This is a genomic window from Scytonema sp. NUACC21, from assembly GCF_054684315.1.
Map to the genome: position 1 here is coordinate 144,731 of NZ_BAAFZH010000099.1, position 13,533 is coordinate 158,263.

General features: G+C 40.6%; 11 protein-coding genes and 1 pseudogene. 10 read left to right on the forward strand and 2 right to left on the reverse strand.

Features of this window, described 5'->3' with window-relative positions; translation table 11 throughout:
* Window positions 1-5 precede the first annotated feature (5 nt).
* The 7 genes from ACYRY3_RS31260 (at window position 6) to ACYRY3_RS31290 (ending at window position 9,234) form a co-directional block, all read left to right on the forward strand.
* The gene (locus ACYRY3_RS31260; RefSeq protein ID WP_460205555.1) at window positions 6-2,180 is read left to right on the forward strand and encodes a WD40/YVTN/BNR-like repeat-containing protein; all 2,175 of its coding nucleotides are present in this window, start codon (window positions 6-8) and stop codon (window positions 2,178-2,180) included.
* Between the two features lie 290 nt (window positions 2,181-2,470).
* Window positions 2,471-3,295 (forward strand): WecB/TagA/CpsF family glycosyltransferase, encoded by an 825-nt coding sequence (locus tag ACYRY3_RS31265; protein ID WP_460205617.1) that lies wholly within the window; start codon window positions 2,471-2,473, stop codon window positions 3,293-3,295.
* A gap of 1,288 nt (window positions 3,296-4,583) precedes the next feature.
* On the forward strand, window positions 4,584-4,781 hold the full coding sequence (locus ACYRY3_RS31270; protein ID WP_460205556.1) for a hypothetical protein: 198 nt from the start codon (window positions 4,584-4,586) through the stop codon (window positions 4,779-4,781).
* A gap of 195 nt (window positions 4,782-4,976) precedes the next feature.
* Complete coding sequence (locus tag ACYRY3_RS31275; RefSeq protein ID WP_460205557.1) at window positions 4,977-5,768, forward strand: WecB/TagA/CpsF family glycosyltransferase; 792 nt, start codon at window positions 4,977-4,979, stop codon at window positions 5,766-5,768.
* 98 nt (window positions 5,769-5,866) lie between these two features.
* Window positions 5,867-7,030: an endo-1,4-beta-xylanase gene (locus ACYRY3_RS31280; RefSeq protein ID WP_460205558.1), complete on the forward strand. Its 1,164-nt coding sequence runs from the start codon at window positions 5,867-5,869 to the stop codon at window positions 7,028-7,030.
* Between the two features lie 236 nt (window positions 7,031-7,266).
* A complete protein-coding gene (locus tag ACYRY3_RS31285; RefSeq protein ID WP_460205559.1) occupies window positions 7,267-8,691 on the forward strand; it encodes a sugar transferase in 1,425 nt (474 codons plus the stop codon).
* A gap of 213 nt (window positions 8,692-8,904) precedes the next feature.
* A complete protein-coding gene (locus ACYRY3_RS31290) occupies window positions 8,905-9,234 on the forward strand; it encodes an STAS domain-containing protein (RefSeq protein WP_460205560.1) in 330 nt (109 codons plus the stop codon).
* Between the two features lie 203 nt (window positions 9,235-9,437).
* Here the strand turns inward: ACYRY3_RS31290 and pirA are convergent, their stop codons facing one another.
* A complete protein-coding gene (gene pirA, locus ACYRY3_RS31295; RefSeq protein ID WP_460205561.1) occupies window positions 9,438-9,593 on the reverse strand; it encodes an arginine synthesis PII-interacting regulator PirA in 156 nt (51 codons plus the stop codon).
* Window positions 9,594-9,737: 144 nt separating this feature from the next.
* Between pirA and ACYRY3_RS31300 the strand changes: the two genes are divergently transcribed.
* Together ACYRY3_RS31300 and ACYRY3_RS31305 are read left to right on the forward strand one after the other, a co-directional pair.
* The gene (locus ACYRY3_RS31300) at window positions 9,738-10,526 is read left to right on the forward strand and encodes an SAM hydrolase/SAM-dependent halogenase family protein (protein WP_460205562.1); all 789 of its coding nucleotides are present in this window, start codon (window positions 9,738-9,740) and stop codon (window positions 10,524-10,526) included.
* 86 nt (window positions 10,527-10,612) lie between these two features.
* The gene (locus ACYRY3_RS31305) at window positions 10,613-11,272 is read left to right on the forward strand and encodes a DUF2301 domain-containing membrane protein (protein WP_460205618.1); all 660 of its coding nucleotides are present in this window, start codon (window positions 10,613-10,615) and stop codon (window positions 11,270-11,272) included.
* Window positions 11,273-11,725: 453 nt separating this feature from the next.
* Here the strand turns inward: ACYRY3_RS31305 and ACYRY3_RS31310 are convergent.
* Window positions 11,726-12,313, reverse strand: a pseudogene (locus tag ACYRY3_RS31310) (FAD-dependent oxidoreductase); the annotation flags it as partial.
* 621 nt (window positions 12,314-12,934) lie between these two features.
* On the opposite strand from ACYRY3_RS31310, the gene ACYRY3_RS31315 reads away from it, so the two are divergent.
* The gene (locus ACYRY3_RS31315; RefSeq protein WP_460205563.1) at window positions 12,935-13,495 is read left to right on the forward strand and encodes a type IV pilin-like G/H family protein; all 561 of its coding nucleotides are present in this window, start codon (window positions 12,935-12,937) and stop codon (window positions 13,493-13,495) included.
* The last annotated feature ends 38 nt before the right edge of the window (window positions 13,496-13,533 follow it).

Consider the following 13,533-nt stretch of genomic DNA (forward strand, 5'->3'; position numbering starts at 1 on the left):
TGAAAATGCGTTTCCGAATTTGGCAAAATCGCAGATTAGCTCAAGTAGGCATTCTCGCAGCCATAACCTTAATGGTTGCGGTGTCGCTTCAACAACTTAAAACCCACACCGTTGTCGGCAACCTCATATCTCCAAAAGTCAGTATAGCTGATTCCAAAGCTTACAAACAAGACGCGCTTTTAGGTACTACAAATGTATCTTTGGGCGGTGGTGGTTATGTGACTGGTATTTACACACACCCGCAGGAACGCGATTTGGTGTATATCAAAACTGACGTTGGTGGTTTTTATCGTTGGAATTCTGCATCCAAGAGTTGGATACCACTGACCGAACAATTTTCACTTGCTCAAAACAATTATTATGGGGGAGAAGCTTTAGCACTCGATCCTAATAACCCAAATGTAGTCTATATTGCCGGGGGCAAGTATACTAGCGACTGGTGGCAGTATAAAGGCACTATCTTCAAATCTACAGATAAGGGTAAAACTTGGACGAAGCTGAATCTGGACTTGAAAATGGGCGGAAATGAAGATATTCGATGGGCGGGAGAAAGACTGGTTGTTAATCCATTTAATTCTCAAGTGCTCTTTTTTGGTTCGCGATTAGATGGGCTTTGGAAGTCTTTGGATGGTGGTAAGACTTGGGCAAAAGTACAATCTTTTCCTGGAAAGTTAAAACAGGGTATTGGTATTACTGCTATCGTCTTTAGCAAATTTGAATCTGGCACAGTTTATGCTGTTGCCTATGAAGATGGAATCTATAAATCAACTGATACTGGTATTACATGGACTAAGTTAGCAAATAGCCCATCAAAAGTCCATCGCATTGCGATCGCTTCAGAAGATGTTTTGTATGTCACCCACAGTTCTGGTGTGAGTCAGTATACTAACGGCGCTTGGACTAACATCACACCCTTCAATAGCAAACTAGCTTTCAATGCCATTAGTATTAATCCTACTAGTGCCAAAGAAATCCTGGTTGCCACATTTGTTCCCAAGAACACGCAAATTTATCATTCATTAGATGGAGGAATAACCTGGAAAGAACAGAAACGTCAAGCCAACAATACAGTTCCTTGGTGGAATGATGATATGGTGTCTCACGGTTCAGTGGCTGCAATTGAATTTGACGCCAAAGTTGCTGGTAGAGCTTGGTTGACTGATTGGTACGGTATTTGGCGGACAGACAATATCAATGCCAAACCAGTTACCTGGACAAATTATCAGCAAGGACATGAAGAAGTTGTCACTTTCACTTTGGTATCACCTCCCTCCGGTCCTTTGTTACTGAGTGGGGTAGCAGATGTAGACGGTTTCTATCACAACCAAGGACTAGATGCTTACCCATCCAGAAATTTTGGTGGCAAAGGTCCGGCATTTCAGGATACTTACAGCATCGCCTATTCTGAAACAAATCCAAAAGCAATGGTACGAGTTGGTGGAAATAGATACAACAATACTTACTCGGGAGCCACTTCCCTTGATGGAGGTTTGACATGGAAGCAGTTTGGCTCTTTTCCAAAAGACACTATACCGACACGGGTAGCTATGTCTGCAACTAACCCAAATCTCACGATCGTCACAGTCAGTGAAGGTCAACCCTTGCGGACAACTGATGGTGGCAATTCTTGGGAACAGGTTTCTGGATTGCCTAACGGTTTCACAGGACCTTGGAATTGGTTGCAACCTCTTGTAGCAGACAAAGTAGATGGCAATACGTTTTATTACTATGCCAATGGCAAGCTTTACCGTAGCACTGATGGAGGCGCATCTTTTGAGATCATCTCTGCATCCATTCCCCACGCGGATTGGCACTCTTTGAAATCAGTTCCTGGCGTGAAAGGTGAATTGTGGCTCAGTATGGACAATCAAGGACTGTACCACTCAACTAATGCCGGTCAAACTTTTTCCCGTATTCAAGGGGTAAAACGAGCATATCTATTTGCTCTGGGTAAACCTCAGCCTGGAAGTCGTGTTCCTGCACTCTATTTATACGGGGAAATCGATAACATGGGCGGGGGTATCTTCCGTTCTTTAGATAGGGGAAAAACATGGAAGAAAATAGGCGATCGCACTAAACCTATTGGCAATAATCCAAATACTATGGAAGCGAGCAGACAGGAGTTCGGTCTAGTTTTTATTGGTACTAATGGTAGGGGGATTTATTACGGCAGTCAATAAATAAGTAAGTAGGTCGGTGCAAATAAAGTTAACAAGTTAAGGTCATTTTTAAGAGTTATAGTCTTTTTTCATTCCTTAACAGAAATGCTTTTAATTTCACTGACATACTTAGTTAAAAAAACGCTAATTCCGACGATTTACAAAGTAAAATTTCCACCTTACAACCCAATATAATTCAGAACTCCCCTGGCTAGTAACCGGGTTCTTATGTTCTCAATTATCTTTTACTCAACTGTGTTGTTCCCTAAGTTCAGTTTCTTCCTTTAAGCAAAATAATCCTTTATTTTTCAATCTTCCCAGTGGTTCAGAAACAAGTTTACTTGCTTAATGTAAGCATACATAACATCACATTAGTGGAGTTATTAGAAAAACTTCGATTCGGTGGTGTTGTGTTTACTCCTAACGTAGATCACCTGATAAAGTTACAGAGCGATCGGGAGTTCTATCGTATTTATCAAGAGGCAGACTATAGAGTTTGTGATAGCCAGATATTGATGTATGCCTCTAAATTCTTGGGAAATTCTATCAAGGAAAAAATACCTGGTTCCGATTTGTTTCCCGCTTTTTATCATTATTACAAAAATGATGAAAAAATCAAGATATTCTTACTAGGTGGATTTGGAAATGTAGCACACAAAGCTCAGCAAAAAATCAATTCAAAAGTTGGTCGAAATATGGTCGTTGCAACTTATTCACCCAGCTTTGGTTTTGAGAAAAATGAAGAAGAGTGTCAAAAGATTGTTTCGATGATTAACTCATCAGGAGCTACAGTTTTAGCTGTAGGTGTGGGTGCTCCTAAGCAGGAAATGTGGATTGTTAAATACAGAAATCAACTCAAGAATATCAAAACATTTTTTGCTATTGGTGCAACTATCAATTTTGAGGCGGGAGTTGTAGAGAGAGCACCTAAATGGATGAGCAAGGTAGGCTTGGAGTGGCTTTACAGGCTCTCATGCGAACCTAGACGACTCTGGAAGAGATATTTGTTTGATGCTGTTCCATTCTTGTATCTTATTCTCCAACAGCGTTTTCAGCTTTACACGAATCCCTGGTTACTTGACAAGCCATATGACGTTGGGCTTCACCAAGAGCGGAGCCCAAAACCATTAAGCTAAATCCTAGCTACCTCTGTTAATTTTCCCCTTGGGTTTTTCCTCAAGGGGTATTTTACTTTTTGGCTGTGCAGACCCGCTCGAGTGACTGGCTCACCACGAAAAATCAAAGTAGGCTTTCAGGTGAGATAAAAAAAGGAAGTAATACTTCTTTTGTAGAAAAAACATTGACTTTTAAGTGCTTGTTTGTTTGCCAGAACATAACAAGGCTACGCATAGCAAATGTTATCAATCTTCTAAAAAACTGTCAACTCCCCGAGGGGACTGTCAACTAAAATCCTGATGTGCATCTCTGTATAACTGATGAAACCAGGAAGCACGCTACAGTTATAGCATCAGGTGAAATACACAACACATTTTAGGTGAGTTAAGTGTGATATATAAGATAAGTGGCATTAGTGAGATAAGTAATATAGCTGAGGTAATATTAATAGGAAATATTGTTTTGCTAGCATATCTTGAAATGACCATGCTAAACACAGCCCAACTTTGTTTTGTTTGTATGGGCAGTTGCAAGAACTACCACCCTTGCATAGATATTCAAATTAGCCGACATAAATAGATAACAGTACGAGAAGCTAATCGGTATAAGGGTTATTTTAACAAACTTCTACGAGAAAACACAATTCCTATTTTTATCTAAATTTGATTTTTCATTATTTTCCCAGGGTGTCATGTTTAGATTTGAATAATTATTTCACCCTATAGTGACAAGACTGACAATTTATTTTTACCATAAACAAGAAGAAAACAATAGCCCTGGTTATTGGCTCAAACTTAGTTAAAGCTATTCTATAAATATTACTTTTATTACTTTTATCACTTTTATTACTATGGGTATATAATTGGAATTAGGAACAGTCTATACAAACAAAAAAACAATTAAAATAGCATTTATTCATACTCAATTTTTCAAAGATATTGTGAAGTTGTAATTAAAAAGCTTGATGCAAAATTTAATTGCAATGAGATTACAATTAGGTTATGCTCACATATCGAAGACAAATTAATACAGTATTTCATTCATTGGTGTATTAAATGATGAAAAACAAAAATTCACAAACAACGGTATCGATATATACTGATTTTCTAGTGACTTAAGAGAAAAGATTTTCGTGATTATCAAATCGAGGTTATTACTAAGTAACTGTTTTAGATAAAAACCTTGACACAATGGCGCTCGTCGGGGTCGCATACTGGCTCTAATGTCAAAAATGCATCATAACTGATAGTTGTGTCAGGTTGAAGCATGGAGGCGGACTCTAATGCTCTTTCAATCTAATTCCCTCCAGTGGAACTGTCTTGGCAAGTTGAGAGGATTGCCAAGTTAGATGAAGGCATTGCTCAATCCAAAAATCGATTTGAGGATGCCATTGTTCGATCGAACCTAGTATTTACTAGAAACAGCCAACAATTGCCTCTAGGGAATTTACAGGTGGGAGAACTGCGAGAAAAACTCCATTCAGACGATCGGGATATACTTGGCTGAATCCCAGCTGTCTATTGAACAAATACGGTTATACAGTTGGGATTTAGATTTAAAAGCCACTGCCCTTGGAGTATTCTCCACCATTACAAGTAGCGCGATTTTAGATTGTGAAACCCTTGATTCAGGATTGTGAGAAGCCGCTTTTAGGTACAAATTTAAAATTCAACGTTTCTGATTCGCCTAGAGAGGTCAACCATGAGTGTAACTACCCCAGAATTTGAAGAAGTAACAATACTAAAAACCCGGTTTCACAAGCTTACGGCTTGTGAATTGATTTCATATGTTGTAGAAGCCGCGAAAACTCAACAGAAAAAAATTGTAGGTAATGTTAATATCCGGGCAATAAATTTTGCTTATGACCTTCCCTGGTACCGCCACTTCTTGAACAATGCTGATTTGGTTTTCTGCGATGGGTTTGGTGTGCTTCTAGCATCAAAACTTTTTGGCTATTCTGTGGAAGCCAAACATCGCATGACTTGTCCCGACTATATAGAAAGTTTGGCTTTAGCTTGTGAAAGAAATAATGTTTCCTTATTTCTGCTGGCTAGTAAACCGGGTGTAGTGGATAAGGCGATCGCTAAGTTAACTGCCCTTGCACCAAACTTAAAAGTACAAGGACATCATGGCTATTTTAATAAGTTTGGTTCTGAAAACGATGCCGTGATTCAGAAGATTAACGAGTTTAAGCCAGGAATCCTGTACATAGGTTTTGGAATGCCATTACAGGAACGTTGGATTGTAGATAACTTCGAGCGAGTGGATGCCAAAGTTTTCTTACCTCTTGGTGCTTGCCTTGATTTTTATACAAATACTGTTTATCGCGGTCCACAATGGCTAACGGATTCTGGATTTGAGTGGTTGACAAGGCTAATCACCGAACCACGTCGCCTTTGGAGACGATATTTAGGAGGGAATTTATTATTTTTCTACCGGCTCATGCGCCAGAAATTTATAGACTTACTCAAGGGGAATCTCACTTCAGCATAACAACCCCTACTGATTTACCTTGTTTGAACGAGTTTTAAAGGATGGGAGCCAGCGGGGTTTACAGTAAAAAACATTAAACGTTTATCTTCGCGCTTTACATGATTCCAAAATTTCCACTAAGCAGGCGTCATTTTGTACTCCTTGGATTGTCAGGGCTGGCAGGGGCAATTGCTGTGAAAGCAGGAACCGCTCACATGAACTATCAAGTTCAAGCTCTTTACAATCCAAAAAGAGACTTTAAAGTGGTTGGACAAGCTGCCCTCAAGCAGCGTGCAGCGGCTAAAGGAATTATTTATGGAGCAGCTGTTGAGCCAGAATTTTTTCAATCCAACACGGGTTTTCAGGCTAGTTTTGTTCGCGATTGTGGGATGATAGTGCCGGAAAACGCTCTCAAATGGCATGAACTACGTCCGGCTCCTGATAAATTTAACTTTGCCAGAGCAGATTGGTTAGCTGAATTTGCTCGAACTCATGGTATGCTATTTCGTGGACATACACTAGTATGGAACCATGCTTTGCCGGGATGGTTCAAAGAGTTCGTTAACCGCCAAAATGCTGAAAAAATTTTAATAGAGCATATCACAGCTGTTTGCAAGCACTATGCAGGTCGAATGCATTCGTGGGATGTGGTTAATGAAGCGATTGAACCAGAAGTAGGTAGATCTGATGGTTTGCAGAACTCTCCGTGGTTAGACTTTTTAGGTTCAGATTATATTGAACTTGCCTTTCAGGTGGCGGCTGAGGCTGACCCCAAAGCAATGTTAGTGTATAACGATGCTGGATTAGAGTATGATATCCCCAAGCATGCAGCTAAAAGAATAGCAACTTTAAAACTTCTAGAACGTTTGAAGAAAAGAGGTGTGCCGATTCACGGCTTGGGTATCCAATCTCACCTCATGGCTCATGAAAGTGCCTTCAACCCTAAAAAACTGCGAGCTTTTCTCTCTGATGTAGCAAGTCTGGGTTTGAAAATTCTCGTAACTGAACTAGATGTGATAGACAAACAGTTGCCAGCAGATCCTACAGTTCGCGATCGCATGGTCGCTAGTAAATATGAAGACTATCTTTCAGTGGTGCTAGATGAAAAAGCAGTCATTGCGGTACTGACATGGGGATTGAGCGATCGATACACCTGGCTGTCATCCTTCAATCCCCGTTCCGATGGGCAACCAGTGCGTCCCTTACCACTTGATTCCAACCTAAAACGCAAGTTAGCTTGGAACGCAATGGCAAGAGCCTTTGACCAAGCTCCAAAGAGATAAATACAGTTTTGCATATTAAAACCGCTTAATACCCCATTGAAGTCGAGTTCGCCTGATTATTCAAATTAAGGCAGTTAGTAGTTAATAGGTAGTAGTTAGTAGTTAAATAATCAACCAATAACCATAACCACTAACCACTAACCATGAACAAAACCATTTTGAACTAATTTCGACGAACTTTTATCTACCAAACAAAAAGTACAAAAAACATTAGAGATGTAACAGGTGCAGTCACAATGACTTATAAATTGTCAGTTGTCGGATTTAAACCAGATTTGAGGTCAGCTAAACGCGCAAGCATACAAAGAGGGTTTGCAAGTAAATTTCTGCGAGTCTTAACGCTTGTAATGCTAGATGCTGTATTGCTAGCTGTGGCTTGGCAGTTGGCAGTATTTTATGGCACTCCATTGAACTCTCCTTGGACAGAGAAACCTTCTTTCGTAATACTGACTCTCATTGTTGAAATAGGTATCATTGCTGCCCAAGGGCTATACCAATCCGGATATAAACGCCGGAATTATGCCCGTCTGATCAAGGCAATTTCTCTAGCAGAAGTATTTCTCCTACTCATTGCCTTTCTTTACGAACCAAATTCCTATGTTTCCCGGTCAACTTTCTTACTATTTTGGGTATTTTCAGTAACATTTCTTTGTGCTGGTCGTTTAGTTGCTGATGTTACCACCAATCACCTACGTAGAAGAGGAGTTGTCCGTCATAGAGTCTTTCTAATTACCGATACAGAGGAAAAAGAGAAGAATATTCGTCTTGTACAGAAAGAAGATTGTTACAACTTAGTTGGAGTTGCTGACCCAAGTTGCTTGGACAGAAGCAACCGTGATGCAACATTTGAATATCTTCGCAGTTTAGGTGTTGAAGAAGCCTTTGTCTCTTGGGATTCAATTAAAAAACGTCTGTACGTCTGCTGGCATTTCTACACTGCTGGTATCACTCTCCGAATTATTCCAGCAGAGGCTGGAGTTCTCCCTGCCAAATCTTACTTTTGGATGATTGGCGAAGTTCCCTTTGTGACCATTCCCGCACCACTTATCACTGGTAGTGATTTCTGGGTAAAAAGATGTTTCGACCTTTGCTGCTCAGTTATTTTAATACTCCTGTTTTCACCTCTGTACCTGACCATTGCCATACTCATTCAGCTTGATTCTCCAGGACCAATCTTCTTCAAACAGGACAGAATTGGTCTGCACGGACAGAAATTCAAGATATGGAAATTCCGTACAATGGTTGTCAACGCGGAAAAGTTACAAGCTGCCCTAGAAGCAAAGAACGAAGTTAAAGATGGGGTTCTCTTTAAAGTTAAAAATGACCCTCGTATTACCCGAATTGGCAAGTTTTTACGCCGTTACAGTTTGGATGAGTTACCACAATTGTTCAACGTTGTGTTAGGAGAAATGAGTTTGGTAGGTCCACGTCCTCTACCTATTAGAGATGTAGAAAAATTCCAACCCAAACATTTTCTCAGACAAGAAGTCTTACCTGGAATCACAGGATTGTGGCAAGTTTCCGGTCGTTCCAACATCGATAACTTTGAAGATGCAGTAAAATTGGATATTTCCTACATTGAGAACTGGTCTCTCTTGTTGGATCTGAAGATTTTGCTAAAAACGGTAAAGGTTGTTCTGGACAAAACAGGTGCTTACTAAACTATTGCGCCTACAAGTTACACAGTTTTCATAAAGGCTGTTAATAGTTAGTAGTTTGTGGTTAGTCGTTATTACTTATAACTAAGCAAAGCATTAACCAGATATGGTCGGGTTTAAAGACGCAGCCATCAAATATGAAAGGTTGACAGAAAAAACCGCCCCTACTAACAGATTTTGAAAGACTTTGATAAGTTGACTCATTAGGGCTAAATTATGCAAAGCGTGCTTGTCAATCCAAACATAACAGTCATTAGACCAGATGGTTCTCTTAATAGTGCAAATGCATTAGAATTTGAACGTCAACTGACAACAGCACTAACACAATATGAGTGTTCTGTCTTGCTTCTAGATTTAGAGAAAGTAGAATCTATGGACAGTGCTGGAGTCCTGGCATTAGTCTCTGCTTTAAAGTTAGCTCAGCGTTTGGGACGGCGCTTAAGTCTTTGCTCTGTTCCACCCGCGATCAAAATAATTTTTGAACTGACCCAACTAGATAGCCTATTTGAGATATTTGAAAGTCAATCTGCTTTTATACTCACTTAGTCTCAAGTCTAGCTAAAAAGCAGAAGACAGAGGGTAGAGCGTCAGTTCAAATAAAATATTGACAACAGTAGTAAGGGTGCAAGGCATTGTACACTTACTACTGTTGTGCTTAATGTATCTAAAAAATGTTGTAAAAACACGAAAACCCGCCAAAGCGGGCAACACACAACAAAACTATGAACTAGAACAATAAAAATTTTTAATTAACTGAAATATTTCATTTCAGCTTCTAACTGGCGAATTAGATTTTCATCGCCTTTTTCTCTAGCTATTTTTAAGCGATGCTCTAAAGTTCTTTGAATATTTAATTTGTGTGCTTCTCGTGCTTGTTTGACAGCTTCCAATCTATTCCTGGTCATTTTAACAATTTGCCTCTTGAATTTCTCCATCAAATGTCTGACTTTCCTAACATAACAGAAAAACGTAACTTTTGCTACAGAAAAAACAAACTTAATATATGTTATTGAGGGGCAATATCCAGTCGTCGGAAACTTTACATCCTCATGCTCACTTTGCTAACCGATTTTGGAACTCGTGATGTTTATGTTGGCGTAATGAAAGGAGTCATTGCCCAAATCAACCCAAAACTTACGATAGTAGACTTGACACATGAGATTCCACCACAAAATATTGCGGCGGCTCGATTCTGCCTCATGGATGCTTACACCTATTTTCCAAACGGGACAGTGCATCTAGCCGTGGTAGATCCGGGTGTGGGCAGCACAAGACGGGCGATCGCAGTAGAATTTGCCCAAGGTTATTTGGTAGGACCGGATAACGGTATATTTAGCGGAGTCCTCAGTCAAAGCCCAGTTATTGCAGCAGTAGAACTAACACACTCCAAGTACTGGAGAACCCCTCAACCTAGCAGTACTTTCCACGGTAGGGATATCTTTGCACCAATAGCAGCTTATCTTACTCTTGGTGTCCCCATTCAAGAGCTAGGAAATCCAATTGACCCAAATACTTTAACGCAATTGGACATTGCCAGATGCACCGTAACAGAAACTCAGATCGCAGGTTGCATTCAATACATAGACCGCTTCGGTAACTTGGTAACCAACATTCCAGAGAGTGACGTGAAGGGCAAAAATTGGTATGTCACATTAGCTGGGTTGACCATTCCCCAATGCGAAACTTACAGTGATGTAAAGGTTGGGGATGCCATCGCGTTAGTTGGTAGCCACGGCTGGGTAGAAATTTCCATCAACCAGGGAAATGCCCAGTCACAGTTGCAGATGCACTTAGGCGATGCGGTAAAAGTTTTTGTTGAGTCAGCGAACCGACAGTAAGCCTGAGTAGTGGCTTTGCTCTTAACATAGGAAGTATGAACCTTAATCATGCTGACTCCTCACTCATCATTACTCACCGTTTTTCTATGACTCAGCAAACGTTATCTACGCCAGAAGTTTATCAAGGTCAGTTTGGGGAATTTACAATTACTCAGAGCGATCGCACTGGTGTCATTATCTACCGTGCTGGGCTGATGGTAGCCGCACTCAGCTTTGCTTTAGGCAGCGCTTTGGTTTTGCTTAACAATAATTTGGAAAGTTTCAAAGCACTAACACCTTTATATGCCTGTTTTAGCCTTGCTTTAGGTGTTAGCTTGCTCACAATACATATATATATGGCGGCGCTACACCGACTTTTGCAACTTTTTTGGGTCATTGGTAGCGTCGCCGCGATCGTAGTAACACTCTACAGTCTCGATCCTTTAGCAGTGACTGTTTACGTTCAACCATTGACTTTACTGGGTGTTGGCTTTACCTTTGCAGCGTTGACAGGAATTTATTTTAAAGAAGCTTTTTGCTTTAATCGTTTTGAGACTAAAATACTAACACCAATAGTGCCATTGCTCCTGCTAGGACATTTATTTGGGGTGTTACCAATTCAGGGGGAAAAAGTTTTATTAGGTATTTGGGCAACTTTATTCGTGGTCTTTGCCGTGCGGAAGGTTGTGCAAGCCATTCCTCCAGATATCGGCGATAAGTCCGTGTTTGAATATCTCAAGACTCGGCGAGAGGCTCAACTTTCTTGACCCAAGCGATCGGAGTTTTCAAAGAATCGCGATGCTGTAAGTAGGTCGGTAAGAAAAAACGTTACTGGTAAGGGTCGTCCTTAGTGATTTGTCCTTAGTCATTAGTAAGGGTTTCAGATACATTTACATTTTGTAATGTATTTCTGTTTATTCACGCCGACTTACTTATCCAACCTTATACGAATCGCAACACTGAGATGAATTTGGAGCCAAAAACTCCAATCATTCATCTTCATTATTGTCTGCAAAATTTACTTGGTCGTAAATATCGCTCAACGCAATTTCAAATTCAATCGACTCGCTTTTTAAGATAGAGTTTTCTAATTCATATTCAGTTAACAGCCATTTCCCCTCAGCAGTTTTCACGTACTGCATCACATGATATCGGTATTGGTCTATTAAAATATATTCTTTAAATTCAGGAATTGACCGATAGAAGAGAAACTTATCTCCTTGGTCATAATTAGCTTTAGAAGCCCGCATCTTGTCAGAACGTACCAGCAAATTCACTTTAGAGCCGTATTTAGTTAAGTAAATAGCTTCTTCCGCAGCGGAGTCACCCCCACCCACCACAGCTAATTCAGCCCCGTGGAAAATAGGTGTAGCACCGTCGCAGATGGCACAAGCAGAAATCCCCCGGCTCCAAAACTGGGCTTCACAGGGTAGCCCCAGCCGTTTTGCAGTTGCGCCAGTAGCAATGATAATACTGTGGGTTTTAAATTCTCTTTCTTCAGAGCGGACTGTAAAAGGACGGTGGCTTAAATCAACTTCAATAACATCTTCTGTATATAACTCAGCCCCCCAGCGTTCCGCTTGAGCTTTCATCCGATCCATCAACTCGGGTCCGGTAATGCCTTGAGGAAATCCAGGAAAGTTTTCGACTTCAGTCGTTGTCATCAATTGACCACCAGGCAATCCCCCTGCTTGGAAGCCCTCAAAAACAACAGGTTTGAGGTTTGCGCGTCCGGCATAGATAGCTGCGGTGTAGCCAGCAGGACCAGAACCAATAATGACTACGTTTTCTACTGTTGGGTTGGTCATGACAATATATAAACTCATAACGACTACGACTTAGTATAACATAACAAATTGTCTTCGTGGCACGAAAGCCCAGTTTTTTCCGATAGTTGGTATAGAAGCGGGAGCACGGGCTTATAACGGTTCTCACACCAGCGAGGTAGGGGTGCGGCGATCGCAAAGTCCTTACTGCCGTAACTTCTAGAATCGTGCATCGCCATAAGAAAAATTTATTAGCCAGACGTTAGTAACTTAGAAAATTGGGAAAACTGAAGGTTGAATAAGCTTGCAAACTGTTTTGGACAGTAGGAAGCATCAATCAAACATGAAGTATGAAGGATTCAGTAGGTTGTATAAAGTAAACCCCACCAAGAAATTGAGGGACTTCTATATATCAATCTATTGTTCATCCTTGATCTTTTATCCTTTTTTGCTAAAACCTACCGATGAAGAGGAAGCCTTTCACATCCTACAGCAGCTACTACTATGGCTAGAGACACTTGGTTGTGTTATGTTAGAGCTTTTAACTTGACACATAAAAGAAAATTTTGGTGCATAGTGATATGAAAGCGATCGGATATGGGTAAGTTCTTTGTAGAAGAAAGGAATCAACTTTAAGAACCCCCAATTTTCAGGAGAACCCCTATGCTTCAGCCAGAATTGCAAGTCAAATTCCTACAACACCTTCACGGTCGCAAAAATAAAAGAGAAGAAGGTTTTACACTCATTGAACTATTAGTCGTAGTCATTATTATTGGTGTGTTAGCCGCTATTGCATTGCCTTCACTCCTCAACCAAGTTAACAAAGCCAGACAGTCAGAAGCAAAGCAAAACGTTGGTGCTATGAACCGGGCACAACAGGCATACTATTTGGAAAACAGTAATAAATTCACCACACAACTTATCAACTTGGCACTTGGTATTAAGAGTCAAAGTGAAAACTACATCTTTGATATTACTGGGAACGCTACGACGATAGGGTCCTTGGTCACTAACAAAGGTAGGGCACGGGCTGCTAAACTAAAATCCTATGCTGGTGTTGTGTTTACAGAAGTCCAAACCGTAGATGGTGTTGCAGAATCACTTACTAGAGCCAGTATGTGTGAGGCTCTTTCTCCAGCTCTAAACCCTCCGGCTACGGGTGATCCTGTAGGCGACGGTAACGCAACTGGTGGCTGTCCTGCTAGTATGAAAATAGTTAAGTAGGCAGTAGCGACGCAATCCCATTAAAACATATGGAAATG

Excerpts from the sequence above, each read along its gene's own strand:
- ACYRY3_RS31260 (WP_460205555.1), top strand. The coding sequence starts at position 6 with ATGCGTTTCCGAATTTGGCAAAATCGCAGATTAGCTCAAGTAGGCATT.
- ACYRY3_RS31275 (WP_460205557.1), top strand. The coding sequence starts at position 4,977 with ATGAGTGTAACTACCCCAGAATTTGAAGAAGTAACAATACTAAAAACC.
- ACYRY3_RS31280 (WP_460205558.1), top strand. The coding sequence starts at position 5,867 with ATGATTCCAAAATTTCCACTAAGCAGGCGTCATTTTGTACTCCTTGGA.
- ACYRY3_RS31285 (WP_460205559.1), top strand. The coding sequence starts at position 7,267 with ATGACTTATAAATTGTCAGTTGTCGGATTTAAACCAGATTTGAGGTCA.
- ACYRY3_RS31290 (WP_460205560.1), top strand. The coding sequence starts at position 8,905 with ATGCAAAGCGTGCTTGTCAATCCAAACATAACAGTCATTAGACCAGAT.
- pirA (WP_460205561.1), bottom strand. The coding sequence starts at position 9,593 with ATGACCAGGAATAGATTGGAAGCTGTCAAACAAGCACGAGAAGCACAC.
- ACYRY3_RS31300 (WP_460205562.1), top strand. The coding sequence starts at position 9,738 with ATGCTCACTTTGCTAACCGATTTTGGAACTCGTGATGTTTATGTTGGC.
- ACYRY3_RS31305 (WP_460205618.1), top strand. The coding sequence starts at position 10,613 with ATGACTCAGCAAACGTTATCTACGCCAGAAGTTTATCAAGGTCAGTTT.
- ACYRY3_RS31315 (WP_460205563.1), top strand. The coding sequence starts at position 12,935 with ATGCTTCAGCCAGAATTGCAAGTCAAATTCCTACAACACCTTCACGGT.